Annotated in this window: 20 protein-coding genes; 7 read left to right on the top strand and 13 right to left on the bottom strand. The window is 55.6% G+C overall.

Features of this window, described 5'->3' with window-relative positions:
* Positions 1-235: 235 nt before the first annotated feature.
* Positions 236-1357, bottom strand: a complete 1122-nt coding sequence (locus GYN01_RS04790) for a branched-chain amino acid ABC transporter substrate-binding protein (protein ID WP_048362728.1) — start codon at positions 1355-1357, stop codon at positions 236-238.
* Positions 1358-1720: 363 nt separating this feature from the next.
* Here GYN01_RS04790 and GYN01_RS04785 point away from each other — a divergent pair, with 363 nt between their 5' ends.
* Positions 1721-2020: a DUF2288 domain-containing protein gene (locus GYN01_RS04785; protein WP_048363026.1), complete on the top strand. Its 300-nt coding sequence runs from the start codon at positions 1721-1723 to the stop codon at positions 2018-2020.
* A gap of 153 nt (positions 2021-2173) precedes the next feature.
* On the opposite strand, the gene GYN01_RS04780 is transcribed toward GYN01_RS04785, so the two are convergent.
* From GYN01_RS04780 to rapA, 3 genes are all read right to left on the bottom strand, one after another.
* Positions 2174-4357, bottom strand: coding sequence for a hypothetical protein (locus GYN01_RS04780; RefSeq protein WP_048401067.1), 2184 nt, complete (start codon positions 4355-4357; stop codon positions 2174-2176).
* A gap of 213 nt (positions 4358-4570) precedes the next feature.
* The gene (locus GYN01_RS04775; RefSeq protein WP_048401064.1) at positions 4571-6775 is read right to left on the bottom strand and encodes a putative bifunctional diguanylate cyclase/phosphodiesterase; all 2205 of its coding nucleotides are present in this window, start codon (positions 6773-6775) and stop codon (positions 4571-4573) included.
* A gap of 279 nt (positions 6776-7054) precedes the next feature.
* Positions 7055-9901, bottom strand: coding sequence for an RNA polymerase-associated protein RapA (rapA, locus tag GYN01_RS04770; RefSeq protein ID WP_048362731.1), 2847 nt, complete (start codon positions 9899-9901; stop codon positions 7055-7057).
* 172 nt (positions 9902-10073) lie between these two features.
* Between rapA and GYN01_RS04765 the strand changes: the two genes are divergently transcribed.
* The 3 genes from GYN01_RS04765 (at position 10074) to ccoM (ending at position 10904) form a co-directional block, all read left to right on the top strand.
* On the top strand, positions 10074-10406 hold the full coding sequence (locus tag GYN01_RS04765) for a hypothetical protein (protein WP_048362732.1): 333 nt from the start codon (positions 10074-10076) through the stop codon (positions 10404-10406).
* An 81-nt stretch (positions 10407-10487) separates the two neighbouring features.
* The gene (locus GYN01_RS04760) at positions 10488-10649 is read left to right on the top strand and encodes a hypothetical protein (RefSeq protein WP_087148758.1); all 162 of its coding nucleotides are present in this window, start codon (positions 10488-10490) and stop codon (positions 10647-10649) included.
* A 141-nt stretch (positions 10650-10790) separates the two neighbouring features.
* Complete coding sequence (ccoM, locus tag GYN01_RS22555; protein WP_019411060.1) at positions 10791-10904, top strand: cytochrome c oxidase subunit CcoM; 114 nt, start codon at positions 10791-10793, stop codon at positions 10902-10904.
* A 209-nt stretch (positions 10905-11113) separates the two neighbouring features.
* Here ccoM and GYN01_RS04755 read toward each other — a convergent pair whose 3' ends face one another.
* The 8 genes from GYN01_RS04755 to GYN01_RS04720 all read right to left on the bottom strand — a co-directional run bounded on the left by GYN01_RS04755 (position 11114) and on the right by GYN01_RS04720 (position 22406).
* A complete protein-coding gene (locus tag GYN01_RS04755) occupies positions 11114-12586 on the bottom strand; it encodes an inorganic phosphate transporter (RefSeq protein ID WP_048362733.1) in 1473 nt (490 codons plus the stop codon).
* A gap of 352 nt (positions 12587-12938) precedes the next feature.
* Complete coding sequence (locus GYN01_RS04750; RefSeq protein ID WP_048362734.1) at positions 12939-13139, bottom strand: hypothetical protein; 201 nt, start codon at positions 13137-13139, stop codon at positions 12939-12941.
* Positions 13140-13780: 641 nt separating this feature from the next.
* A complete protein-coding gene (locus GYN01_RS04745) occupies positions 13781-14605 on the bottom strand; it encodes a methyltransferase domain-containing protein (protein ID WP_048362735.1) in 825 nt (274 codons plus the stop codon).
* A 21-nt stretch (positions 14606-14626) separates the two neighbouring features.
* On the bottom strand, positions 14627-15022 hold the full coding sequence (locus tag GYN01_RS04740) for a hypothetical protein (RefSeq protein WP_053221337.1): 396 nt from the start codon (positions 15020-15022) through the stop codon (positions 14627-14629).
* Between the two features lie 24 nt (positions 15023-15046).
* Positions 15047-16237 carry an NAD(P)/FAD-dependent oxidoreductase gene (locus GYN01_RS04735; protein WP_203306662.1) on the bottom strand — a complete coding sequence of 397 codons (1191 nt, stop codon included), beginning with the start codon at positions 16235-16237 and terminating at the stop codon, positions 15047-15049.
* A gap of 407 nt (positions 16238-16644) precedes the next feature.
* Positions 16645-18096 (bottom strand): AdeC/AdeK/OprM family multidrug efflux complex outer membrane factor, encoded by a 1452-nt coding sequence (locus GYN01_RS04730; protein ID WP_203306661.1) that lies wholly within the window; start codon positions 18094-18096, stop codon positions 16645-16647.
* Positions 18093-21251: an efflux RND transporter permease subunit gene (locus tag GYN01_RS04725; protein ID WP_048362738.1), complete on the bottom strand. Its 3159-nt coding sequence runs from the start codon at positions 21249-21251 to the stop codon at positions 18093-18095. Before GYN01_RS04725 ends, GYN01_RS04730 begins: the two co-directional genes overlap by 4 nt.
* 3 nt (positions 21252-21254) lie before the next feature.
* Positions 21255-22406: an efflux RND transporter periplasmic adaptor subunit gene (locus GYN01_RS04720; RefSeq protein ID WP_048362739.1), complete on the bottom strand. Its 1152-nt coding sequence runs from the start codon at positions 22404-22406 to the stop codon at positions 21255-21257.
* Between the two features lie 267 nt (positions 22407-22673).
* On the opposite strand from GYN01_RS04720, the gene GYN01_RS04715 reads away from it, so the two are divergent.
* From GYN01_RS04715 to GYN01_RS04705, 3 genes are all read left to right on the top strand, one after another.
* Complete coding sequence (locus tag GYN01_RS04715; protein ID WP_203306790.1) at positions 22674-23345, top strand: TetR family transcriptional regulator; 672 nt, start codon at positions 22674-22676, stop codon at positions 23343-23345.
* A gap of 376 nt (positions 23346-23721) precedes the next feature.
* Positions 23722-24420, top strand: coding sequence for a CoA transferase subunit A (locus tag GYN01_RS04710; RefSeq protein ID WP_203302372.1), 699 nt, complete (start codon positions 23722-23724; stop codon positions 24418-24420).
* Between the two features lie 2 nt (positions 24421-24422).
* Positions 24423-25052, top strand: coding sequence for a CoA transferase subunit B (locus GYN01_RS04705; RefSeq protein ID WP_203306660.1), 630 nt, complete (start codon positions 24423-24425; stop codon positions 25050-25052).
* 119 nt (positions 25053-25171) lie between these two features.
* On the opposite strand, the gene fdxA is transcribed toward GYN01_RS04705, so the two are convergent.
* Complete coding sequence (fdxA, locus tag GYN01_RS04700) at positions 25172-25495, bottom strand: ferredoxin FdxA (RefSeq protein WP_048362742.1); 324 nt, start codon at positions 25493-25495, stop codon at positions 25172-25174.
* Between the last annotated feature and the right edge of the window lie 124 nt (positions 25496-25619).

Here is a 25619-nt window from a genome sequence, read left to right as displayed (position 1 = left end):
AAACCTGAGACGCATTTCACTGGCGGAGTCATTTTGCGGACTTGCCTGCGTGGATTTGCATCCACTTTGAGCACAAGTCTTCTCCCAGCGAACCGCTGGTGACGGTTTTAAAGATTTTCAGGTGGGCAGACTTTCGGATCACGAAAGCGCGGCCCCAATTCAGTCCAACGAACGTCTGTAAAACAAAGCCCACCGCTTGTGCAGTGGGCTTTGTGATCAGATCAAAACGCTGCCCTTACTGAGGGCTTACTTCGGTTTTAGGTTTGCCGAAGTGCCATTCGTACACCACGAACTTGAAGTTCTTCACGTCGCCTTTTTCGTCGAAGCTCAGATCACCTGTCGGGGTTTTGAAGGTGCCTTTGTGGATGGCCTCGGCCACTTTCACCGGGTCTTCGCTTTTGGCTTGCTCGATACCGCCCGCAATCACTTCAACGGCGGCGTAAGCAGGGAAGACGAACGGGCCGCTTGGGTCTTCTTTCTTGGCGGCGAAGGCTTCAACCAAAGGCTGGTTGGCAGGGTCTTTGTCGAAAGCTTGTGGCAAGGTCACCAGCAGGCCTTCGGAGGCACCCTGAGCGATTTGCGAGATGGACTCGTTGCCCACACCTTCTGGGCCCATGAACTTGGCGCTCAGGCCTTTTTCTTTGGCTTGGCGCAGGATCAGGCCCAGTTCTGGGTGGTAGCCGCCGTAGTACACGAAGTCGACGTTGGCTTGCTTGAGTTTGCCAATCAGCGATGAGTAGTCTTTTTCGCCCGGGTTGATGCCCTCAAACACCGCGACTTTCACGCCTTTGTCTTCCAGGGTCTTTTTGACCGCGGAGGCGATGCCTTCTCCGTATTGCTGCTTATCGTGAACCACGGCCACGATTTTAGGTTTTACGTGATCGGCGATGTAGTTACCGGCGGCAGGGCCTTGAGCGCTGTCCAGACCAATGGTGCGGAACACCATTTTGTAACCGCGATTGGTGATTTCCGGGCCGGTCGCTGCCGGGGTAATCATGATGATGCCTTCGTCTTCGTAGATGTCCGAAGCAGGCTGAGTGGAGCTGGAGCACAGGTGACCGACCACGAACTTGACGCCGTCGTTCACGACTTTGTTGGCTACGGCAACGGCTTGTTTGGGTTCGCAAGCGTCATCGTACTCAACGGCCACCAGTTTTTTGCCGTCTACGCCGCCTTTGGCGTTGATTTGTTCGATGGCCATTTTGGCGCCGGAGAACTGCATGTCACCGTACTGGGTCAGAGGGCCTGTTTTGGCACCCGCGATACCGATCTTGATGGTGTCTGCTGCAAACGAATGGCTGGCAACCCCGGCCAAAACCATAGCGGCAAACAGTTTAGTCATGTGCTTAATAGCCATCTTTATTGGTGCTCCACTCTTCTGTTGTAATTTTTATAGTCCTGGAAGCCAAGGCAGCCGGACCGGGTCTTCATCTGAGCGAAATTCCCGGTCAATCCCCCCTGCAACTGTACCGGTACAGTGTAGGGCCACGATTCAGCGCTTGAATAGCGGGCGGCTGAGGGAAAAACCAGAAAATGTCGCTTAAACGAAAGAAAAAGACAGAATGGCGGCTAAACAGGCTGATGATTCTTAACAGAATGTTGCTGCCTTGACGCCTGTTGCACAGCCTTCGACTCTTTCTTCGTTCTCCCACCTGAATCCGGGTTTTGCTACCGGGTGTGCAGCGCTATCATTGCGCCGATTTTTTACCTGGTGAAACCCATGATCGAAGAACCTAGCACCCTCTATGCCAAGCTGCTCGGCGAGACCTCAACTATCGAATGGAAAGCGTTGGAGAAGTTTTTCGCCAAAGGCGAACTGCTGTACGTTGACGCACAGTTGGACTTGATCGAAGCAGCGCAGGCAGTGAGCCAGGATGATGCAAGCAAAGTGGGGGGCTGGATGGCATCCGGGACACTCAATAAATTGTCTGACACGCAGGCATTAGACTTCGCCGAGCGTGATCCGCAGCTGTGGGCCGTGGTGGTTTCGCCGTGGATACTGATCCAGGAAAGGGCATGAAAAAAATTCTGCGCACCAAAATTGAGCGTTTTTTGGGGCGCGAAAAGAAGGGGGAAGTGTGTAGCCCAGTAACTGGCGGCTAAATAGTGGCCAGTTGCCGTAGAGAAACGCCACAGTCGTGACTGTGGCGTTTTTTTGTACCTGCGGCGAGGATCAGTAGGCCGTTTTGCCCGTGTGATTGTTCAGCGAGATGATCTTGGTTTTTCCGATACGGTGACGGTAAATTTCACGCAGGTACTTGATGGCTTTTTTCACGCAGTCTCGGGAAAGGCGGATGTCATTGATCGACACAAATTTGTCTTTGTCGTTAATCAGCTCACGGTATTTCTTCTCGTACATCGGCTTGATCGCGTACCAGTTGGTATCGAGGATTTTGGCCGGGTTCTCGAACTCGTTGAGCAAGTCATCAATCTGGCTTTCATCGAACGCGTCACCGGTGATGAATTCCAGCATCGAATCATCCAGCGTGTCGTCAAAACGGTAAGGATTTCGCGCAAAACAGCGTTTGATAAAGGCAACGATCAGCGTGAGAAAGTCGTCCGACAAGCAGGGGCTTTTGGCGATCAATGTTGTCAGCGACAAGTTGGCCGAGGCACCGATGACCAACGCATAACGTTTGAGCGTGGTATTGGGGAACAGGCTATTGAGGTGGGTCTTGAGCCGGTTCAAGTCCATGTACGACAGCTTGTAGTCCTTGGGCAAGGACACGATGGAAACCACCGAAGAGCAGTTCTTGAAGAAATGCAGGTCGTGCAGCGCAGCGGCGTCGTAGCCCGATTGCTTGTATTGCTCCAGGGCTGCGCGGTAACGCTGAGACTCGATCGGCAGCAAGCTGATGCCTTCGATAGCCTGGGTGTCCTTGTTGAAGTGCGGCAAATCGATGGAGCGAAAGAACAAGTCGTCAATGTCCAGACGCAGTGGCTCTTTTTCGAAGACTTTGAATTTGTCGGTTCCCGGTACAGGTTGTTCGGGCACCACGGATTCTGCGTAGGCAATGGCTACGGGGCCCGCCAGGCTCATAAACAAATCGTTGGCATCGAGGCGGATGGTTTCGCCGATGTCGATCCCGGCACGGCGGAAGTAATTCTGATCGTAGTCAGTGGTCACCGCCTGCGCCGTCAGAATGTTGAAGATCTGCTGCGAGATGTATTGGTTGGCGTGCTTTTCCATCGCGTTGACGTCGATGTTCTGGATGTTGCCGTCATCGCTTTGTTCGGCGTAACGCATGATGTCGTTGGAGATCAACATCATGGCGTTCCAGGGGCGAATACGGCCCATGACGCTGGCTTCGCTGCTGTCTTCATTGTCGAAGTTGTATGAGAAGTCCCATTCTTCTGACAGGTATTTACACAACAGTCGGCCCGCGTTGATGTGCAAGGCTTCGGACATTTCGCTGCGGTGATCGGAAATGTTCGGCAGTACGCAGATGCCGCTGGTGAAAATAGGCTCGAACACAAAAGCGTGTCCGCTCTTGCTGTCATGTTCATCGGCCGGTTTGGTGTCGAAGGTTTTGTTCATGTACGAGAACTGCTGCGCCAGACCAAACTCCGAGGCCATGCCCGAGCCTGTCCCGCCGCCTGCGCTGAAAATCGAAAAGTACAGGCGCGACTGGTTGGCTTTGATGCCGCAGGAGTCGATCAGGTATGAGTGGATCAGTTTCCAGTCCGGGCTGGAGAAGCGCTGCGCATCCTTGTTGAGAATGATCTTGGCCAGGTACTGACCCAGAATCGGCGCGTTACCGGCACCGCCTGCGTGGACTTCCGACAAGTCCATGATCTTCATCTTGCTGTAGTCGCGGATAAAGTTACTTTTCTCACTTTTGCGCGAGAAGCGAATACGCCCCGCGATGTCTTTGTCCAGATCACCCAGCAGCACCAGCGGTTCGACCAAAAACACCGGTTTAGTGGCTTTGTTTTGCACCAGTCGCAAGTTATTACGAATCCATTGGCCAGGGTTGTAGCGTTTGTCTTCGTGTTGCGGGTCGATGGTATTGAATTCGTTGAGGTAGAACTTGCGGGCGTTGTACACCAGTTCGGCGACGTCCAGCGCAATGTTGGACCCGCAGCGCCCCAGGCCAATCAGGCACACCGAGGGGAATTGCTGCTCGACACGGCTCGCGCTGTCGTCTTCAACCAGCTCGGGTTGCGGGAACACCAAGTCCCGTAAGCCATCAAGGTTTTCGAGGATACGGTCGGTATTGGTTTCGGTGAAATACAGGTATTGCTGGGTCGCCAATGGTTGCTGGCTGGAATAGCTTTTCGATGAACGTAGGGGCTCGTTTATTGTTTTTAGAGACACTTCAGAGACCAAGGGTGTCGCATTATTGTTCGACGTCATTGTGTGCCATCTGTCTGGGCTGGACGACTGTTGAGGGATGTTCAACAGGCCAAAACGAGGTTGGGAATCGCGCACCAACGGGGCGATAAGGGTATTCGCACGTTCTAATCCATATTTTGTATAGGGGGTTAAACGGTACGGATAGAAAAGAATCGGCCTGAGGCGGTGGTTCTTTAATGGCTCTTTTCGAGCAGCGAAGAGGATGCTGGCATTTTACTGGCTTGAGAGTTGAAAGGTTGTGTAGTCAAGGGTCTCAGGCGGTCGTTTATTGAGCTGTTCGAGCAGCGCATTCAACTCCTCGAACGGCACGGGGCGGCTGAGCAGGAAGCCTTGGATAAAGTCGCAGCTGTACTGGTTGAGGAAAGCGAACTGTTGGTGCGTTTCAACGCCTTCGGTGACCACTTGCAGGTGCAGCGTGTGGGCCATCAAGATGATGGCCTGGACGATTTCCATGTCCTGGCTGGACTTGGGGATGTCCTGGATAAACGAGCGGTCGATTTTCAACGTGTTGAGCGGCAGTCGTTTCAAGTAAGCGAGCGATGAGTAGCCAGTGCCGAAGTCGTCAATGGACAGTGAAACGCCCAGCGCCCGAATCTGTCGCAGCAGTTGCGAGGTATTACTGATGTTGCCCATCAGCGCGTTTTCGGTGACTTCGAGTTCCAGTCGGTTAGCGCTGATGCCCGAGCTGCGCAGGGCGCTCTCAATCTCATCAGCCAGTTCAACGCGTACCAGGTTGAGTGCCGAGCAGTTCACCGCGACGCTGATGTCTTTCCAGCCAAGATCGGTCAAGGCCGCGAGGTCATGGCAGGCTTTGCGCAGTACCCAGTTGTCGAGTTCGGCGATCAGGCCATTGGCTTCGGCAATGCTGATAAAGCGCTCTGGCCCCAGCAGGCCATGCTCCGGATGGTGCCAGCGGACCAAGGCTTCGAGTTTGGCTACCTGGCCACTTTTAAGGTCGAATATGGGCTGGTAATGCAAGAACAGCCCGTGATCTTCACGCAAGGCATGGCGCAACTCTTCTTCGATTTGCAGCTCAAGGGAGGCGCGGGCTTTGAGGCTTGAGCTAAAGAAATTCAGGCTGTTGCGGCCATTGTCTTTGGATTGGTACAGCGCCAGATCGGCATGTTTGAGCAGTTCATCAATGGTGGTGCCATCGTCAGGGAACACACTGATGCCGATGCTGGTGGTCATCACCATGTTTCGTCCGGCAAGCTCGATGGGGTCTTTCATTTTGAGCATGATGCGCTGCGCCATTTGGCGGGCTTCTTCACGATTGTTCAGGCTGATCAATATGCAGAACTCATCGCCCCCAAAGCGCGCAACCACATCCTCGTGACTGCGGGTGGCGCTCTTGATTTGCGAGGCAATCACTTTGAGCAGTTCGTCCCCCGCATCGTGGCCAAGGCTGTCGTTGATGCGTTTGAAGTGGTCGATATCGAGGAACATCACCGCCAGCATGGTGTTATTGCTGGCGCGTTCAATCAGCTTTTCGGCAAACAGCTGGTTAAAACCGCGACGGTTGATCAAGTTGGTCAGCGGGTCGTAATGCGCCACTTGTTGTAAGGAGGCGCGGGCCTGATCCAGTTGGCTGAGCAGGGCGTTGACCCGCCTGAGATCGTGCTCTTTGAGTTGCAATTTTTTGTCCACCAGCGCAGCACTTATGCTGCTGCCAATGAGCAGCAAGGCAATCAGCGCCACCATCAGGGCCAATTGCCAGTGGTTATTTTCTATGTGCGGCTGCACGTTGCTGCCCAGGGGGGCATAGGTGTGCAGCGCCCACATGCCGATGAAGTGAACACTGGTAATGGCCAGGCCAGCGGCCAGGCTGATGGCGTACTTGTAGAGCTGATGCGCCAAGCCGCTGGTGGTGCGCAATGACTTGGCCAGTAACAGGGCGGCATAACTGGCGACTATGGCGATCACGAATGACAGGGTGAACAGGGCGGGGTTGTAGTGCTGCTGACTGCTGGAATGCATGGCTGACATGCCGACGTAGTGCATGGTGCAGATGCCCAGCCCGAACACCAGCGCGGTGAGTATCAGCCTGGGGCGCGTGAGGGGCGTTTGGGTGAGGATTTGCATCGCAATAATGGCTGCGAGTAAGACGATAAACAGCGAGCCAATGGTGATGCCCAAGTCGAAGTGAACATTCAATGGGGATTCAAAGGCGAGCATGCAGATAAAGTGCATGGCCCAGATGCCGCCCGCCAGAGAGCATGCGCCTATCCAGCGCCACACCGTTTTGGCCGTGGTTTTTTCCGCGTTGCAGGCGCGTTCAAACATGTGCAGGGTGGCGAGGCTGGCGGCACAAGCGACTAAAAATGCCAGAAACACCAAATACGGGTTATGACTGCTGTTGAGCGCCATTTGCCCGTTTGCGGTGTGCTCCCCAATAAACTGCAGCCCCAGCCATTCCATAGCATCCCTCAACACTGAGTGCAGGTTTGCCAGTCGTCAGACGCTAGCTTGCTCTGAAGTGTAGAAGCTGAAATGGGGGAAAAAGCGATGATGGCAAGATGATGCCTATGATTTTGCGATTAAACACGGCTTTGACCGTGTTTAACGCTATAACCCCTGCCTTGAACAAGGGGGGGACCCTGTAGGGGCTAGCTTGCCTGCGAAAAAAACAACGCATCTCATCAGACGGGGCGCATTGTTTTGTTTCGCGGGCAACTTGCTCCTACAAAGTGTGTGGCGTCAGCCTGCAACCAATACGCGAATCGCTTCAAGGCGCAGGGCAGCTTTTTCAAGCATGGCCAGACCTTGTTCACGTTGTTTGCGCAAGGCAACCAGTTCGCTGTCACGCACGCTTGGGTTCACAGCTTGCAAAGCAGTAAGGCGGGCCAGTTCTTCTTCGGTGTCAGCGGCCAAGCGACGTTGCGCGTCGGCGACACGTTCAGCATGACGCGGCGCAATTTTGGCTTCACCGGCGTTGATTTTGGGTGTCAGTTGGTCGCGCTGGGCCTGCACGAACTTGTTGGCGCTGGCACGTGGCACGCTTTCGAGCTGTTCATTGAGCGTCACGAAAGAAACCCGTGATGACAGGTCATTGCCGTTAGCGTCGAGCAAGCAGCGCAGAGCAGCAGGCGGCAGGTAGCGGCCCAGTTGCAGCGCGCGCGGAGCGACCACTTCGCTGACGTAAATCAGTTCAAGCAAGACAGTGCCGGGTTTGAGTGCCTTGTTCTTGATCAGCGCCACCGAGGTGTTGCCCATCGAGCCGGAAAGCACCAAGTCCATGCCGCCTTGCACCATCGGGTGTTCCCAGGTGATGAACTGCATGTCTTCGCGTGACAGGGCCAGGTTGCGGTCGTAGGTAATGGTCACACCTTCGTCGTCACCCAAGGGGAAGCTGGCGTCCAGCATCTTCTCGCTGGGCTTGAGGATCAGGGCGTTTTCCGAATGGTCTTCGCTGTCGATGCCAAAGGCGTTGAACAGGGTTTCCATGTAGATCGGCAGGGCAAATTGATCGTCTTGCTCAAGAATCGCTTCAACCAGCGCTTCACCTTCACCAGCGCCGCCAGAGTTCAGCTCCAGCAAGCGGTCACGACCCGTGTGCAGCTCTTGTTCAAGCCGCTCGCGCTCGGCGCGGGCTTCATTGATCAGGGCTTGCCACTCCTCGTCATCGCCGGCTTCCAGCAACGGCAGCAGGCGGGGGCCGAACTGGTGTTGCAGGGCGTTACCGGTCGGGCAGGTGTTGAGAAAGGCGTTCAGGGCTTCGTGATACCACTGAAACAGGCGTTGCTGAGGGCTTGGCTCAAGGTACGGCACGTGCAGCTCAATGGTGTGTTTCTGGCCGATACGGTCCAGACGACCAATGCGCTGCTCCAGCAAGTCGGGGTGTGACGGCAGATCGAACAGTACCAAGTGGTGTGCAAACTGGAAGTTGCGGCCTTCACTGCCGATTTCCGAGCAGATCAGCACTTGTGCGCCGAACTCTTCGTCTGCGAAGTAGGCGGCGGCACGGTCGCGCTCAAGGATGTTCATGCCTTCGTGGAAGACCGTGGCAGGGATGCCGGAGCGCACGCGCAGGGCGTCTTCCAGATCCATTGCGGTTTCAGCATGCGCGCAGATGACCAAGACTTTGGTGCGCTTGAGCATCTTGAGGGTGTCAATCAGCCACTCGACACGCGGGTCGAAGTTCCACCAGCGCTGTTCTTCGTTGGCATCCGGCAGGGCCTGGAAGCTGACCTCCGGGTACAGCTCGGCGTGTTCGCCCAGCGGCAACTCAAGGTATTCGTCCGGGCATGGCAGCGGGTAAGCGTGCAGCTTGCGCTCCGGGAAGCCTTGGACAGCTGCGCGGGTGTTACGGAACAGCACGCGGCCGGTGCCGTGGCGGTCGAGCAGTTCACGCACCAGGCGGGCACTGGCTTCAGCGTCCCCTGCATTGACGTCTGCGAGCAGGGCATCGCCCTCAGCGCCGAGGAAGCCATGAATGGTTTTTTGCGCTTCAGGCGACAGGCTGCCTTTGTCCAGCAACTCCTGTACGGCCTGGGCCACCGGGCGATAGTTTTCGCTCTCGGCGCGGAAAGCGGCGAGGTCGTGGAAGCGGTTCGGGTCCAGCAAGCGCAGACGGGCGAAGTGGCTGTCTTGACCCAATTGCTCCGGGGTCGCGGTCAGCAACAGCACGCCAGGGATGGTTTCGGCCAGTTGCTCAACCAATGCGTACTGGGGGCTGACATTGTTTTCGTGCCACACCAGGTGGTGGGCTTCGTCGACAACCAGCAAGTCCCAGCCCGCTGCAAAGAGCGCGTCCTGAGCTTTTTCGTCATCAACCAGCCATTCCAGTGCAACCAGTGCCAGCTGGGTGTCTTCAAAGGGATTGCTGGCATCGCTTTCGATGAAGCGTTCTTCGTCGAACAGGGCTACTTCAAGGTTGAAGCGACGGCGCATTTCCACCAGCCATTGGTGCTGGAGGTTCTCTGGCACCACGATCAGCACACGGCTGGCACGGCCGCTGAGCAGTTGACGATGGATCACCAGGCCGGCTTCGATGGTTTTACCCAAGCCTACTTCGTCGGCCAGCAGTACGCGCGGCGCGATGCGGTCTGCGACTTCGCGAGCAATATGCAGTTGGTGTGCGATAGGTTGTGCACGCACGCCACCCAAGCCCCACAGTGGCGATTGCAACTGACGGCTAGTGTGTTCGAGGGTGTGGTAGCGCAGCGAGAACCAGGACAACGGGTCAATTTGCCCGGCAAACAGCCGGTCGCTGGCCAGGCGGAACTGGATAAAGTTCGACAGCTGGGTTTCGGGCAGGGTCACGGTTTCGTTCTGCTCGTTCAGGCCGTGATAGACCATCAGGCCGTCGGCATCATCGACCTCGCGTACAGTCATCTTCCAGCCTTCGAAGTGGATGATGGTGTCGCCTGGCGAGAAACGTACGCGCGTCAGCGGTGCGTTGCGCAGCGAATATTGACGGGTTTCGCCAGTGGCCGGATAGAGCACGGTCAATAAGCGACCGTCCTGTGCCAGAACGGTGCCTAAACCTAACTCAGCTTCGCTGTCACTAATCCAGCGTTGCCCCGGTTGATACTGCTGCGCCATGCTGCCTGACTCCCGCTTTGAAAAAGCCGAGTATATTAACGGATCAAGGGCCTCAGTCCAAAGGACTCTGACAAAAAGCTACGCGTAGGGATTTAGTCAGTCATGGGTTTACGACCGGCGGCTCAAGTCGAACCGTCTTGGGCCGACAGCTTGAATACAGGAGAACAATAATATGCTGCCGCCGATCCTACCTCTCAGCCTTGTGCCCGTGACCTCTCAGCAAGACCCGGTTCGCCCGCGTCCCGATATTCCGCCCGTTGTGCCAGCCCAGCCAAGTTCAGGCGACAGTACGATCAACCTGAAGAATCAGGACAGCGATCAAGCCACGTTGCTGCTGCGCGAAGAGCAACAGCGCCAGCAGGACAAGCGTCGTCGTGAAGCGGCTCAAGGGCAGGAGGTGGTGGTTGTGCCGGGCGATGAGTTAAATGAAGACAACACCGTGCCGGTATCGCCGTTGATTGATGGCGCGCCACGCCAGGGGTTGTGGGTTGATATTGAGGTTTGAGTGTTTTTTCTGGTCAGGGCTGTAGGTGCGTCGCATTATTAGCGCATTGCCGATTCCCACTGACAGTGACCCCATTTCGTTATGAGCCAAGACAACAAGCTGGTCGACCTGGGCGCCGAACGCGCCAAACGCGTGCATGACCTCAATGAAAAACGTCTAAATGAAGTGCGCCAGGCGTTTGAGCAAGCGATGCCGCTGAAAAGCCCCAAGAAAAAAGCTAAGAAAAAGCCTAAAAAGCGCTGAACATCGGCGTTTCCCTGATCTGTATCAACTATTCCCTCTAACACCCTGCTGGCCGGAGTCACTATTGATCCCGGTCAAGTTCCTTGCCTGCGTGTGGGGTTAATCTGGCTTCACACAAACAAACACGCGCAGGAGGCCGTCATGTTTCTCGATAATGTGGTTATCGCTGGAGTACTTACCGTCGGTCTCATGGTTTTATTTTTCGCGGGTTTAGGGATTTTTATCTGGAAAGACTCCCAGAAGCGCAATAAGTAGCGCCGGGTCTTTTCGAGTCACGAGCACGCAAGGCATTTTGGGCGACTTCGGTCGCCTATTTTTTTGCGTGTGTGTTTTGCAAGGCTTGCGGTTGTTTTTGGTACAGGTTGCGAGCTGTTCAAGCGACGGCCTTGGTGCCATCCCCTGAAACCCGAGGCATAAAAAAAGGTACGGCCCGTGAGGGGCGTACCTTTTTTAGTGCGTGCTGCTTAGGCGAGGGCTTTGGAGGCCAGCCAGAACAGGGTTGCAGACAGTGCGATAGTGGCCGGTAAGGTCAGTACCCATGCCATCAGGATGGTCTTGATGGTGCCGCCTTGCAGGCCGCTTTTGTTGGCAACCATCGTACCCGCTACACCGGAAGACAAAATATGCGTTGTCGATACCGGCAAGGAGTAGATGTTGGCCAGCCCGATCGCAAACGTGGTGGTGATCTGCGCCGACATGCCTTGAGCATAGGTCATGCCCTGCTTGCCGATCTTCTCACCGATGGTTTTAACCACACGTCTCCAGCCCACCATGGTGCCCAGGCCCAGGGCCAGGGCGACCGCCAGAATCACCCAGAACGGGGCGTATTCAGTCGTGGCCGTCAGGTCTTTGCGCAGTTTTTCGAGGTCGGCTTTTTCGCGTTTATCGAGCACTGGCAGCTTGCTGACTTTCTTTGCCGTGTCGTCCAGGCAAAGCAGGTAGCGACGGATCTCGATACGCTTTTCAGCCGGAATCGAGTGGTAGTCCGCTACGCCTTTAAGCGAGCTGAGCAGGGCTGCGATGGTCGGCTCGGTTTGCTGAGGGTTGCAACTGAACTGTTCCGGCAAGTCGCCTTTTGCGCTCTTGCCCAGTGCCAGAAACTCGCTCAGGGTGGCGTTATTGCGCTGATAGAACTGGCTCAGGTGCAAGGTGGCGTCGCGTGTACGCTCGATCTGGTAAGTCGTGCTGTTGAGGTCCAGTACAAAGACGCTCGGCACGATACCGATCAATACCAGCATGATCAGGCCAATGCCTTTCTGGCCATCGTTGGAGCCGTGTACAAAGCTCACGGTCATGGCCGAAATGACCAGTACCAGACGGTTCCAGAACGGCGGGTGCTTTTTGTCGTCCATCTTGCGGCGCTGTTCCGGGGTTTTGTGCATCTTGGAACCCGGACGCCACCATTTAAGGCCGATCAAGACCAGCGCGGCAACCACAAAGCCTGCCAGGGGCGAGAATACCAGCGAGGCGCCGATGTCGATCGCCTTCTGCCAGTTCACACCCTCGCTCACCGGAATCCCGGTGATCAAGGCATTGGCCAAACCCACGCCCAGGATCGAGCCGATCAAGGTGTGCGAGCTTGAAGCCGGGATCCCGAAGTACCAGGTGCCCAGGTTCCAGGTGATGGCAGCGGCGAGCAGTGAGAACACCATGGCCAGGCCATGTCCGGTATTCACATTCACCAGAAGCTCTACGGGTAACAGGTGGACGATGGCATACGCCACGCCCACACCGCCCAGCAAAACGCCGAGAAAATTGAACACACCGGAAAAGAACACCGCCAGGTGAGGCGGCATGGCTTTGGTGTAGATGACAGTCGCTACCGCATTCGCGGTGTCATGAAAGCCGTTGATGAACTCAAACGCGAGAACAAAGGCTAGGGCGAAGAAGAGGCTGATAAGAACCCAGGCATCCAATCCGCTTAATAGATCGATCATGAAGGTTTTCTGACACGGTCATAAAGGGGGCCGGATTATGCCAGAAAACCCCGGTAATCGATGCACTAGCTGCTCGTTGGTAACATCTGTAAATGAAAAAACCTGTCAGACCGGATCGCTTCAACGGGTGGGATGTTGGTTACAAGCCGCTGATATCAAAGGCTATAAGCCATTGAACAGGTGATGAGTCAGCCTTTATGTATGTCTGAATCATGCGTATGAAATTTCTTGTCCAAGAGGTTTCAGCAGCGACATTCCGTCCTCGATGCCGAAAATCCGCCCCCTGCGTTCAAAGAAAGGACGCCGCATAGCGAGCCTCATGGACTGTGCGTGGAACCTGATGGCGCAGAGGTTATGGTTCCTCGGGTTTCAGCTCTTTTTCGATTTTTTGGATTTCTTGGGTAAATGCCTGATCAATCAGGCTGGCGCGTTTGCGCCAAGGCTTACGCTCAGGCTCAGGCTGAGCCGCGTAAGTCGTCACTTCACCGCCGTAAACGTCCTTGTAACGTTGTTCCTGTCGCTCAAGTTCTGCGCGCAGTTCGTCTTTCGTCACCGTGTTACCTAATGGAGTAGAGAGTGAGTCGGGTGAATCCTAGTTGCTCCGTGCAGGGACGGAGTAACAGCCCTGCGTATTTAAAACAGGCACGCCGTTCGTAGTTTCAATCATGAAACTGTACGCCGTTGTTTTGAGGTCGCCCCTAGGCGAGCGGCCGGCTTATCAATAGCTGATTTAAACCACGGTACTGAATAGGCCACTGGTCTTCTTAACAAAGATGACTTCAAGGTGGCGTGAGAGGTGTGCTGCACCGTGCAGGAGCACAACAGCCGCTACTATCGCTGATGGACTTTGCAGGCGTCAACTTTCCTGTGTAGGGCCATGACCGCCCTGGCTGATGGGCGGTACAGAGTGGTTTGGCTAACCCGTGAACAGGGCTGGCGCCTTACAACTTAAGTTAGCGCTTCACGTGATGTTGAGTGCGCGTGATATAGAACGGGCGTGCTAAAGCAACTCACTCAGGTCTATGTGCCGCAGAACTTAAACCTGTCTGAAAGTACTCAGCAAGTTTTCATGCCCGCAAGGGTGCGTGTAATAAAGCGTGGTTATACGGTGCTTATGTTGCCTGTGTGAGGCGCGCACATTAGCAATGGCTGCTGACATGATGTCCGGCAGCCATGTATGAAACACAGCGCGAGTCAGACAGTCGCGAGGATGAAAATGCGTTTGAACGGGAACAGCGTCTGGCCATTGGCTTCTTGTGGGTAGTGTTGATGCACCACACGCAGGTATTGCTCAATGAAACGTTCTTTCTCATGCTCGCCCAGTGCCAGTAATACAGGTCGCAGTGCGGAGACTTTGACCCAGTCGAAAATGGGCGATGTTCCTTCGACGACTTGTAAGTGTTCGGTTTCCCAAATATCCAGCGCCTTTGTCAGGGGGGCCAGCAATTGGTAATAGCTTTTAAGTGAGAGCACCGTACGTTCGGCCATGAATTGGCGCAGACGTGCAGAGCCAAGGGGTCGCCCCTGCGGGCCTCCTGTTTCCAGGGTTTCCAGCATTAATTCGTACCACAATGCATCGCGCCAGTTAGGCATGTGCGCGGCGAGGCACCCGCCCGTGTTCAACTGGCTCAATAACTGCGGGAGCAACGATTGATGATCATTGATGAAGTGCAACACAGCGGCGGCAAATAAAAGATCCGCCGGGCTTTGCGCCCGCCACTCGCGCACATCACACTTTTGCCATAACGCTTTGATGGGCAAATAAGTTGCCTCTTCCAGCATTTCGGCTGAGCTGTCGATGCCGGTCAGGTCAGCCAATGGCCAACGTTTGGCGAGGAGTTGCGTCGCAATGCCGGTGCCGCAGCCCAGATCATAGATACGTTGCGGGTGTTGCAGGTCGACATGGTCCAGCAGCTCAAGCACCGGCCGCTCACGCAGCCGGGCAAATTGCTGGTAGGACTTGGCGTCCCATTGGGTGCTGGCAGTCCGTGCCGGGGGTGTCTGAACATTGGAAAGCATGAGGTGGTCCTCCAGTGCATTTCAGAGTTGTCTTCCGATGACATTGAGTGTTCGTAAAGCAACAGCGCAGCCACGTCGGGTGTCTTCCTGACGCAGCAGTGACAGCAGTTGGCGGAGGCTGGGGGCTTCGGTTTGGGCGGTGGTTTGCGCGCTCGCCATGCGCACCGCATTGCCCAGCGACCAGGTGGCCGCCGTGATTTGTTCAAACAGCAACGCCAGTTTTTCCACCATGGCCGGGTCCAGCAGGTCTACGGTATCGCTGACCAAGGACAGGGCGTCGACCAGATTGTCCAGGCGGCCGCTTTGAATCAAGGGCTCAAGTTTGCTCAGCAGGTCGCCCAGATCGAGAGGGGACTGATCAGTGATAGGGTTTTGGCAAACCTGACCCTCAGTGGGTGTTTGATTGACGGGTTCCATACGCACGCTCCTCCCGGTATCGGGTCACAGCATTCCACGGGCGACAGCCCAATACAGTCCGCGGTTAAATCCGTTTCTAAGTAAACCGCCGAGCTTGGTCGGCGGTGTTGGCAGCACGTCGACTTGATAGTCGTACCACAGTGGCATGCCGGCATTCAGGCCCATTTGAGCGACGGCCTGCACCCGGCCGTTATAGACACTGACGTTAGTGCCCAAGCGAACCTTGCCCGCAATATTGTTGGCGATGACCGGCCCCTGATTGTGACAAGCACCTCCGGCTTTGCTGATGGGCAGGTCAACCGTGTCACCGATCACGTAGACGTTTTCCAGGCCATACACTTCAAGGGTTTCATGATGGGTAGGCAGCCAGCCTTCATGGTTCTGCGCCTGCGACACACCACTGTTGAGCACTGCGTCCACGGCGCGAATGGGCGGTGTGGCCATCAAGATGTCGAATGGTTGTTCTTCGCCCTCAGCGCTGTACGCAATGCGCGCGTCGGGATCTACCTTGCTCAGGGTGAAGCTGCGTTGGAACTGTATGTTTTTTTGCTCGAAAACCCCCGGTAGCACATCGCCCACACGGCGTTGCATAAACAGGCAGTTACGCATCAATTGCGCCGTAGTGGGGTAGGTGTAGATGATTTCGATCTGATCGCGCACCCCGCGCTTGCGCAAAAAATCGTCCAGCATCAAGGTCGTTTCTACAGGTGCGATCCCGCATTGATGGGGTACGTTGGGTGTCTGGGGGAACGATACGGTGATAAAAATACGGCCTTTTTTGATCGTGCTTAAGCGTTCTGCCAATTGTCTTGCCGGTGTGTATTGATAGAAGTGGTCGCCAGCTTCTTTCAGACCCTCGATACGTTCTGGCGCAGGCACGCACCCTGTGGCTATCACTAAATAGTCATAGCCATAGCGCTTGCCGCTGCGGGTATGCAGGGCTTGAGCGTTGAAATCGAAGCGTGTGACCTCTTCAACGTTGAAGTCGATTTCGGGTCGCAGCAGCGATTTTTCAGAGCGTTTTAGCTCCTCCTCGAAGAACTGGTTGAATGCCACGTACATGAAGGCGGGCTTGTAGTAGTGGTCGGGCGAGTTTGAAAGCAACGTCAGTTGCACATCGCCTCGATTGATCTCTGGATAGAGTTTGGTGACCAGTTGGTTGGCGAGCAATGTGCCCCCCACACCGTCACCGACGATGATGATTTTTTTTACCATTGCGTGACCTCCGTGGTCGGGTCGTCACGCGGCTTCCTGAAAAGAGCCGTGCATTGACCTATTGTTTTAAACACGCACACAAAATCCGGGTATTGAAATAACTGTATGTGGTCGGTGCTTTTTCGCCAGCCGTGTGAGCAGGATGCAAAAGGGGAGGGGAATGTTGGCTCGATAAGGGAGCGGCACTTATCAGGCGTGTTAAGTGCTTATCAAAGAACAATTTTTCTACACAAGGGGCGATCAAATCGACGTGGTGAAGGGCTGCATACAACCGGTTTGATGGATTAAATGACGTGTTTAATCCGGATGGACGGAGGGTGATTTGACTGAAGTAGCGGTGATTTACAGCGGTGAACAAATAAAAAAACCCGCCATCAGGCGGGTTTTTTGGTGACGCTAAGTGACAATCAGGCCTTCGGTGGTTCTGAAGAGATCGGGCGGTTTTGCCCGGTCTGTTCGTACCATCCGCCACCCAGTGCTTTGTACAGGTTGACCTCACTGGTCAACTGCGACAGGCGGTCACTGATCAACGACTGTTGGGCGCTGAACAGCGAGCGCTGGGCATCGAGGAAGGTGAGGTTGCTGTCCACGCCAATGCGATAACGACGTTCCGCTAACCGGTAATAATCCTGGTTGGCGTTGACGAAATCAGTCTGCGCTTGCAACTGCTGGCTGTAAGTCTGGCGAGCGGCCAAACCATCAGAGACTTCCTGAAAGGCCGTCTGGATCGCCTTCTCGTATTGCGAGACGGTGATGTCCTTCTGGATTTTCGAGTAGTCCAGGCTGGCGCGCAAAGCACCTGCGTTGAAGATGGGCAGTGTGATTTGCGGCGAGAACAGCCACGTACCCGAGCCACCCTTGAACAGCCCGGACAAGTCCGGGCTCAAGGTCCCGGCATTGGCGGTGAGGCTGATGCTGGGGAAGAATGCAGCACGGGCCGCGCCGATGTTGGCGTTGGCGGCCAACAGCTTGTGCTCGGCCTCCAGAATGTCCGGGCGACGTTGCAGCAGGTCCGATGGCAAACCGGCCGGTACTTCGTTCAGCAGGTCGGCGGCCAGCGGCTTGCTCGCGGGCAAGTTCTCTGGAAGCGTCGTGCCGAGCAGCAGCGCCAGGCTGTTCTGATCTTGAGCGACCTGGCGGGTGTAACGCGCCAGTTGCACCTTGGCGTTTTCGACCGAGGTACGGGACTGGCTCACATCCAGTGCCGATGCCACGCCCACTTCATTGCTGCGCAAGGTGAGCTTGTAGCTCTCATTGAACGCTTTGAGCGTGTCTTCAGTCAGCTTGAGCAGCTCTTTGTCGGCCTGCCAGGTCAAGTAGGCATTGGCGACGCTGGCAACCAGACTGATCTGTGTCGTGCGGCGGGCTTCTTCGGTTGCAAAGTAGTTCTGCAACGCCTGATCGTTCAGGCTGCGAATCCGCCCGAACAGGTCCAGTTCATACGCGCTGACCCCAAGGGTTGCCGAGTACTGGCTGGTGATGCCCGACTCGCCTGTTTGCGACATGCGCCCAGGCGTGCGTTGACGGCTACCGCTGGCATTCGCGTTTACTGCCGGGAACAGGTCCGCACGCTGAATACGGTACTGCGCGGCATATGCATCAATGTTCAAGGCCGCGACCCGAAGGTCACGGTTGTTGACCAGTGCCGTCTGAATCAACTGTTGCAGGGCCGGGTCATGAAAAAACTGACGCCAGCCTTGCTCGGCAGCCGTTTGATTCGGCGCTTCGTTTGGCTTGTAGGCCGGGCCTTGCGGGTACTGCGCTGCTACCGGCGCTTCAGGGAGCTGGTAGTCAGGGATCAGCGAGCAGCCGCCCAGCGTAAACGCTGCGACCGCTACTGCGAGAAGCGACTTGCTCATTGGCCAGCCTCTTGATTTGGAGTTTTAGTCAGATCTACTTTCTTCTGTTCTTCTTTGTCCTTGCTGCCAAAGGACGACACGGCAACGAAGAACAGCGGCACCCAGAACACGGCCAGAACCGTGGCGGTGATCATACCGCCGATTACACCGGTACCAATGGCGTGCTGGCTGCCTGAACCGGCACCCGAGGAGATGGCCAGCGGAATCACACCCAATACGAACGCCAGCGACGTCATGATGATCGGACGCAGACGCATACGGCACGCCTCGATGGCGGCTTCGGTCAGGGTTCGTCCTTGTTCATGCAGCTCTTTGGCGAACTCGACGATCAGAATGGCGTTTTTCGATGCCAGACCGATGGTCGTGAGCAAGCCCACCTGGAAGTACACGTCGTTGGACAGTCCGCGCAGGCTGGTGGCCAGCAAGGCGCCGATAATCCCCAGCGGTACAACCAACATCACTGCAATCGGGATTGACCAGCTTTCATACAGCGCTGCGAGACACAGGAACACCATCAGCAAGGAAATTGCGTACAAAGCAGGTGCTTGCGAACCCGACAGACGCTCCTCGTATGACAGGCCAGTCCAGGAAATACCTACACCTGCCGGCAGTTTCTTGGCCAGGGCTTCAACTTCAGCCATGGCTTCACCACTGCTGTAGCCAGGTGCCGGGGCGCCGAGGATTTCCATAGCTTCTACGCCGTTGTAGCGCGACAGCTTCGGTGCACCGTAGGTCCACTTGCCTTTGGCGAACGCCGAGAACGGCACCATGGTTCCTTCGTCGTTACGCACGTACCACTTCTTCAGGTCTTCGGGGTTCATCCGCGAGTCAGCTTCGCCTTGCAGGTAAACCTTTTTCACACGACCACGGTCGATGAAGTCGTTGACGTAGCTGGCACCCAGACCGATAGACAGGGTGTTATTGATGTCTGTCAGGCTAACGCCCAGGGCGCGAGCCGCTTCGTCATCAATTTCCAGTTGGTATTGCGGTTCATCGTTCAGGCCGTTAGGTCGCACGCCTGCCAGGATCTTGCTTTGCGATGCCATGCCCAGGAACTGGTTGCGGGCTTGCATCAGCTTTTCGTGGCCAATACCGGCGCGGTCTTGCAGGTACACGTCAAAACCGGTGGCGTTACCCAGCTCCATCACTGCTGGCGGGGCAAAGGCAAACACCATTGCATCGCGGAAGGTGGAGAAGTGCGCCTGAGCACGGGCTGCCAGTGCAAACACGCTGTTGTCGGCATCACGCTCGCCCCAAGGCTTGAGCATGATGAACGCCAGACCGGAGCTTTGGCCGCGACCGGCAAAGTTAAAGCCGTTCACGGTAAACACCGAAGACACTGCCGCCGATTCATCGGCGAGCAAGTATTCGCGCATGCGGTCAATTACTACCTGTGTGCGTTCTGCTGTCGTACCGGCTGGAGTTTGGACCTGGGCGAAGAGTACGCCCTGGTCTTCTTCTGGCAGGAACGAGGTAGGAATGCGTGTAAACAGGAAGACCATGCCGACGACGATCAGCACGTATGCCAGCAGATACGGAGCCTTGTGGCGCAGGATGTTGCCGACACCTTTCTCGTAGCGCTTCACGCCACTGTCGAAAGTGCGGTTGAACCAGCCGAAGAAACCGCGTTTGTTTTCGCCGTGATCCCCTTTTTTGACGGGCTTGAGCATGGTGGCGCACAAGGCCGGGGTGAAGATCAGGGCAACCAGTACCGAAAGCGCCATCGCCGAAACAATAGTGATCGAGAACTGTTTGTAGATCACACCGGTTGAGCCGCTAAAGAACGCCATTGGCAGCAATACGGCCGACAGTACCAAGGCAATACCCACCAGGGCTCCCTGGATTTGCTCCATGGATTTCTTGGTGGCTTCTTTGGGTGACAATCCTTCTTCGCTCATGACCCGTTCGACGTTTTCCACCACAACGATGGCGTCGTCCACCAGCAAACCGATGGCCAGTACCATGCCGAACATGGTCAGGGTGTTAATGCTGAAACCGGCTGCTGCGAGAATGCCGAATGTACCCAGCAATACCACTGGCACCGTCATGGTGGTGATGATGGTGGCGCGGAAGTTTTGCAGGAACAGGAACATCACCAGGAACACCAGAGCGACGGCTTCAACCAGGGTTTCAACAACGCCCTTGATCGAGGCCGATACCACTGGCGTGGTGTCGTATGGGTAAACCACTTTCATGCCGGGCGGGAAGAACGGAGCCAGATCATTGATGGTTTGGTGCAGCGCCTTGGCCGTGTCCAGTGCGTTGGCATTGGTGGCCAGTTTGATCGCCAGACCCGAAGACGGTTTGCCGTTGTACTGCGCGCTGATGCTGTAGTTCTCACCGCCCAAAGCGACTTCGGCGACGTCGTGCAGACGTACCTGAGAGCCGTCAGTGTTGACTTTAAGCAGTATCTTTTTGAACTCTTCAGCAGTTTGCAGGCGCGTTTTGCCGATGATGGTTGCGTTCAGCTCTTGACCTTTTACAGCTGGCAGGCCGCCCAGTTGCCCGGAGGACACCTGTACGTTCTGTGAGCTGATAGCGGACTTAACGTCCACCGGGGTCAGGTTGTACTTGTTCAGCTTGGCTGGATCGAGCCAGATACGCATGGCGTACTGGGCGCCGAACACCTGGAAGTCGCCCACACCTTCGGTACGGGAGATCGGGTCCTGCATGTTTGAGACGATGTAGTTCGACAAGTCGTCTTTGTTCATGCTGCCGTCTTCAGACACCACACCGATAACCATCAGGAAGTTTTTCACTGCCTTGGTCACGCGGATACCTTGCTGCTGAACCTCTTGAGGCAGCAGTGGGGTCGCCAGGTTGAGCTTGTTCTGCACCTGCACCTGAGCGGTGTCGGGGTCGGTGCCTTGCTCGAACGTGGCGGTGATGGTCATGCTGCCGTCGGAGTTACTTTCAGACGATACATAACGCAGGTGGTCAATACCGTTGAGCTGCTGCTCGATCACCTGGACCACGGTGTCCTGCACGGTTTGCGCCGAAGCGCCCGGGTAGGTCACGGAGATCGAGATAGCCGGCGGTGCGATGCTCGGGTATTGGTTGATCGGAAGTTTGAGGATCGATAAAGCCCCGACCAGCATGATCACCAGGGCGATTACCCAAGCGAAAATCGGACGGTCGATAAAAAATTTCGACATGGTTTACTCCCCTTTACTGCCTGCAGCTTGTTCTGTTGCCGGGGCAGCTGCCGGGGTTGCGCCTTGTGGTTTTTCCATGATCTTGACTTCAACACCTGGCTTGACGAATTGCAGGCCGTCGGTGATCAGGCGATCGCCAGGGTTCAAACCTTTCTCGACCAGCCAGTCGCTGCCCACGGTACGGGATGCTTGCAGTACGCGCAGTTCGACCTTGTTGTCCGGCCCTACAACCATTGCTGTCGGCTGGCCTTTGAGGTTATGCGTCACGCCCACTTGAGGTGCCAAAATCGCGTGGCTGTCGATACCCGCTTCCAGTTGCGCGTGCACAAACATGCCTGGCAACAAAATCTCGTCGGGGTTGGGGAACAGTGCACGCAGCGTCACGGAACCGGTGGTTTCGTCGACCGACACTTCGCTGAATTCCAGGCGACCTTCTTGTGCGTACTCGCTGCCGTCCGGCAGGGTCAATTTGACCTTGGCCGCATTATCGCCGGCTTTTTTCAAGCGGCCATCAGCGAGGTCTTTGCGCAGTTCCAGCATCTCGACAGAGGACTGGGTCACGTCAACATAGATAGGGTCCAGTTGGGTGATGACGGCCAGCGCGTTGGCTTGACCGCTGGTCACCAGCGCACCTTCGGTGTACAGCGAGCGACCGATACGGCCAGTCAGCGGCGCCAGCACTTTGGTATAGCGCAGGTTGACTTGAGCGGTATTGAGAGTGGCCTCAGCTTCCAGGCGAGCGGCTTCAGCGTTGTCGTATTCCTGACGGCTCACGGCTTGCTCTGCGACCAATTGCTTGTAGCGATCAGCCAGCGACTTGGCGGATTGTAAGGTCGCGCGGGCACTCAATACGGCACTTTCATAGATAGCCGGATCGATTTGATACAGCTGTTGGCCAACTTTGACGTCAGAGCCTTCTTTGAACAGGCGCTTGAGAATAATCCCGTTGACCTGAGGTCGAACCTCGGCAGAACGATAAGACGTAGTTCGGCCGGGAAGATCAGTGGTCAGGGTGAACGGCTGAGCTTTGAGCGTCACGACGCCGACCTGAGGGATTTGGGGGGCGGGTGCCGCTTCTTCCTTTTTGCATCCGCTGAGCAGCGATGCCAGGGCGACGGCGGCAACCAGAGCGGTAACAGCTGGCTTGAATTGCATGAAGATCCTCGGGTCAGGCACGCGAAAGCGCACAAGAATAGTGGAAAGGTAAAGAAAGCTGTTCCGGGTGGATAAGTAGCTTGCTAAGGAATATACTTACATTCGTGTCTGTTTGTAAATAGCGGGGTTGTGTCGTTAAAGGCATGCCGCAACCCTTTTTAATGCGTGAGATGTAGGCCGGGATAAGGCACAACAAACGCCACCCGATATAGGTTTTGAAGGCTTTACGCCGTGCTCAGAACCGCCCTGATTGAGGTTTTTATTGCCATGGTGCGTCGTACCAAAGAAGAAGCTCAGGAAACCCGCAGTGCCATCCTTGAGGCGGCCGAACGGGCCTTTTATGAACGGGGTGTAGCGCGCACGACGTTGGCGGATATTGCCACATTGGCGGGTGTGACTCGAGGTGCCATCTACTGGCATTTCAGCAACAAAGCTGACTTGGTGCAGGCGATGCTCGATAGCCTGCATGAACCCTTGGACGCATTGGCAAAAGCCAGTGAAAGTCAGGACGAAATTGATCCGCTTGGCTGCATGCGCCAGCTGTTGATCCATTTGTTTCATCAAGTTGCGAACGATCCCAAAACCCGACGTATCAACGAGATTTTGTTTCATAAGTGCGAATTCACTGACGAAATGTGCGATTTGCGCCGTCAGCGCCAAGTCGCGATGGCCGACTGCAACAGTCGAATCGAGCTGACCCTGAGTAATGCAGTTCATCGCCAACAACTCCCTAAAACACTCGACGTACGCCGAGCCGCCATTTGTTTACATGCCTATATCGACGGTATTCTCGGGCAATGGCTACTGGTTCCTGACAGTTTCGAGCTTCATGGAGAGGCAGAGGCATGGGTCGACATTGGCCTGGACATGCTACGACTCAATCCTGCGCTGCGAACATCAGACAAAACCGAATCTGAGTCTAGTTCTCTACAGCCATAAGGTGAGAGAAGATTTTGCTCTAATGACTTTTTAAAACCCGGCGGTCTTTATATACGTCTAGGTCGCGAGTTTAAAGTTAGCGAGCTAAGTATTTTGTAGGTCAATTGTTACGACCATGTTAATGGAAAGGTCACTCGAACGGCCTGCACGTCAAAGAGTTGCGCAAGCGCGACACCTCGCGCATTTATTTGTGCGCCATCTTCACTCATGGCTAGAGTTCCCGCGCCGCCTTCCCCTACACTCGGGCAACGCGTTGGCTTAAGGCCAATGCAGCCAGAATCGGGGAGCGGGCACCTGCCTTACTGTGTGTTCGTTCTCGACTAAAGCAAGCAGGCCACGTACGGCATGTGTGCGTGGTGAATTCGAGGAATAACAAGTGAATAAGATTTACTCGAGTGCGCAATCCGCCTTGCAGGGGCTCGTCGAAGACGGCATGACCCTCGCTGTGGGCGGTTTTGGATTGTGTGGGATTCCAGAAGCACTGATCGGCGCCTTGCGTGACACCGGCAAGCGTGACTTGACCGTCATCAGCAACAACGCGGGTGTCGACGGGTTTGGATTGGGCCAACTGCTGGCCACCCGTCAAATACGCAAAATGATTTCTTCCTACGTGGGTGAGAACAAAGAGTTCGAGCGTCAATACCTGGCAGGCGAGCTGGAGCTGGAATTCACCCCACAAGGCACCCTGGCTGAAAAGCTGCGTGCGGGGGGCGCGGGTATTCCGGCGTTCTTTACCAAAACCGGTTACGGCACCCTGGTTGCCGAAGGCAAGGAAACCCGAGAGTTCGACGGGGAATGGTATGTCATGGAGCGTTCACTGCGTGCGGACGTCGCGTTGGTCAAAGCCTGGAAGGCGGATAAGTCCGGTAACCTGCTGTTCAATAAAACCGCACGTAACTTCAATCCGCTGGCTGCAATGGCGGCCAAAGTGTGTGTTGTTGAAGTTGAAGAGATCGTTGAAATTGGTGAGATTGAACCTGATCAGGTTCATCTGCCCGGGATTTATGTGCAGCGGCTGATACTCAATGCCACCCCGCAAAAACGCATCGAACAACGCACTGTGCGGAGCGCCTGATCATGGCTTGGACTCGTGAAGAAATGGCGCACCGCGCCGCCCAAGAATTGCAGGATGGTTTCTACGTCAACCTGGGTATCGGTTTGCCGACGCTGGTGGCCAACTACATTCCCGTGGGCATGGACGTGTGGCTGCAAAGTGAGAATGGCTTACTGGGTATTGGCCCATTTCCCACCGAAGATGAAGTCGATGCCGACCTGATTAATGCCGGCAAGCAAACCATCACCACCTTGCCTGGCAGCAGCTTCTTTAATAGTGCCGATTCGTTTGCCATGATTCGCGGCGGGCACATCAACTTGTCGATCCTGGGGGCGATGCAGGTTTCCGAGCACGGTGACCTGGCCAACTGGATGATTCCCGGCAAGATGGTAAAAGGCATGGGCGGTGCGATGGATCTGGTGGCAGGGGTCAAACGCGTCGTCGTGTTGATGGAGCACACTGCCAAAGGTGGCGTTCACAAACTGCTCAAGCAGTGTGATTTACCGCTGACCGGCGTAGGCGTGGTGGATCGAATCATCACGGATCTGGGCGTGCTTGATGTGACGGAGCAAGGTCTCACGCTCGTTGAGTTGGCTTCAGGTGTTACCCGTGAGCAGCTTCAAGAAGCTACGGGCTGTGAGATCAACGGCTAAAACGCTGATCAAAGCTTGTAGGCGCTGACGAGAAACACGAGCCTGCGACTACGTAGCGGGCCCTGAAACGTAAAAAAGCCCCGGCTCAGGTGAGGCGGGGCTTTTTGGTGCAGCGTGGATCAGCGTTCCAGATCTTTGAGCTTGCCTTTCACGCCATCCCATTCTGCCGCGTCCGGCAGAGCGTCTTTACGTTCAGTGATGTTTGGCCAGATTTCAGCCAGTTCCACATTCAACTGAATAAACTCTTGCATGTCAGCGGGCACTTCATCTTCGGAGAAGATGGCTTGCGCCGGGCATTCAGGCTCACAAAGCGCGCAGTCAATGCACTCGTCCGGGTGAATCACCAGGAAGTTCGGGCCTTCGTAAAAGCAGTCCACCGGACAGACTTCTACGCAGTCGGTGTACTTGCACTTGATGCAGTTGTCGGTGACGACGAAGGTCATTTCTAATTTTCTCCTCAGGCGGCGGCAGCGAAGCCCTTCCAGGTCGGGTTCGCCAGGTTCGGGAGTGATACCCACTGATCAGGCTAAAAGGCCAGTAGCATCCCGAACCGCGCGCGATTCTAGC

Source organism: Pseudomonas weihenstephanensis, assembly GCF_016812185.1.
Lineage (GTDB): Bacteria > Pseudomonadota > Gammaproteobacteria > Pseudomonadales > Pseudomonadaceae > Aquipseudomonas > Aquipseudomonas weihenstephanensis.
Note: the sequence above shows the minus strand (reverse complement) of the source record. Positions and strands in the feature narration are given on the sequence as shown.

Bases quoted from the DNA above. Each gene is read 5' to 3' on its own strand.
- GYN01_RS04775 (WP_048401064.1), bottom strand. From the start codon at position 6,775: ATGGAATGGCTGGGGCTGCAGTTTATTGGGGAGCACACCGCAAACGGG.
- ccoM (WP_019411060.1), top strand. From the start codon at position 10,791: ATGTTTCTCGATAATGTGGTTATCGCTGGAGTACTTACCGTCGGTCTC.
- rapA (WP_048362731.1), bottom strand. From the start codon at position 9,901: ATGGCGCAGCAGTATCAACCGGGGCAACGCTGGATTAGTGACAGCGAA.
- GYN01_RS04755 (WP_048362733.1), bottom strand. From the start codon at position 12,586: ATGATCGATCTATTAAGCGGATTGGATGCCTGGGTTCTTATCAGCCTC.
- GYN01_RS04745 (WP_048362735.1), bottom strand. From the start codon at position 14,605: ATGCTTTCCAATGTTCAGACACCCCCGGCACGGACTGCCAGCACCCAA.
- GYN01_RS04715 (WP_203306790.1), top strand. From the start codon at position 22,674: ATGGTGCGTCGTACCAAAGAAGAAGCTCAGGAAACCCGCAGTGCCATC.
- GYN01_RS04790 (WP_048362728.1), bottom strand. From the start codon at position 1,357: ATGGCTATTAAGCACATGACTAAACTGTTTGCCGCTATGGTTTTGGCC.
- GYN01_RS04760 (WP_087148758.1), top strand. From the start codon at position 10,488: ATGAGCCAAGACAACAAGCTGGTCGACCTGGGCGCCGAACGCGCCAAA.
- GYN01_RS04720 (WP_048362739.1), bottom strand. From the start codon at position 22,406: ATGCAATTCAAGCCAGCTGTTACCGCTCTGGTTGCCGCCGTCGCCCTG.
- GYN01_RS04785 (WP_048363026.1), top strand. From the start codon at position 1,721: ATGATCGAAGAACCTAGCACCCTCTATGCCAAGCTGCTCGGCGAGACC.
- fdxA (WP_048362742.1), bottom strand. From the start codon at position 25,495: ATGACCTTCGTCGTCACCGACAACTGCATCAAGTGCAAGTACACCGAC.
- GYN01_RS04765 (WP_048362732.1), top strand. From the start codon at position 10,074: ATGCTGCCGCCGATCCTACCTCTCAGCCTTGTGCCCGTGACCTCTCAG.
- GYN01_RS04735 (WP_203306662.1), bottom strand. From the start codon at position 16,237: ATGGTAAAAAAAATCATCATCGTCGGTGACGGTGTGGGGGGCACATTG.
- GYN01_RS04780 (WP_048401067.1), bottom strand. From the start codon at position 4,357: ATGACGTCGAACAATAATGCGACACCCTTGGTCTCTGAAGTGTCTCTA.
- GYN01_RS04740 (WP_053221337.1), bottom strand. From the start codon at position 15,022: ATGGAACCCGTCAATCAAACACCCACTGAGGGTCAGGTTTGCCAAAAC.
- GYN01_RS04705 (WP_203306660.1), top strand. From the start codon at position 24,423: ATGGCTTGGACTCGTGAAGAAATGGCGCACCGCGCCGCCCAAGAATTG.
- GYN01_RS04730 (WP_203306661.1), bottom strand. From the start codon at position 18,096: ATGAGCAAGTCGCTTCTCGCAGTAGCGGTCGCAGCGTTTACGCTGGGC.
- GYN01_RS04725 (WP_048362738.1), bottom strand. From the start codon at position 21,251: ATGTCGAAATTTTTTATCGACCGTCCGATTTTCGCTTGGGTAATCGCC.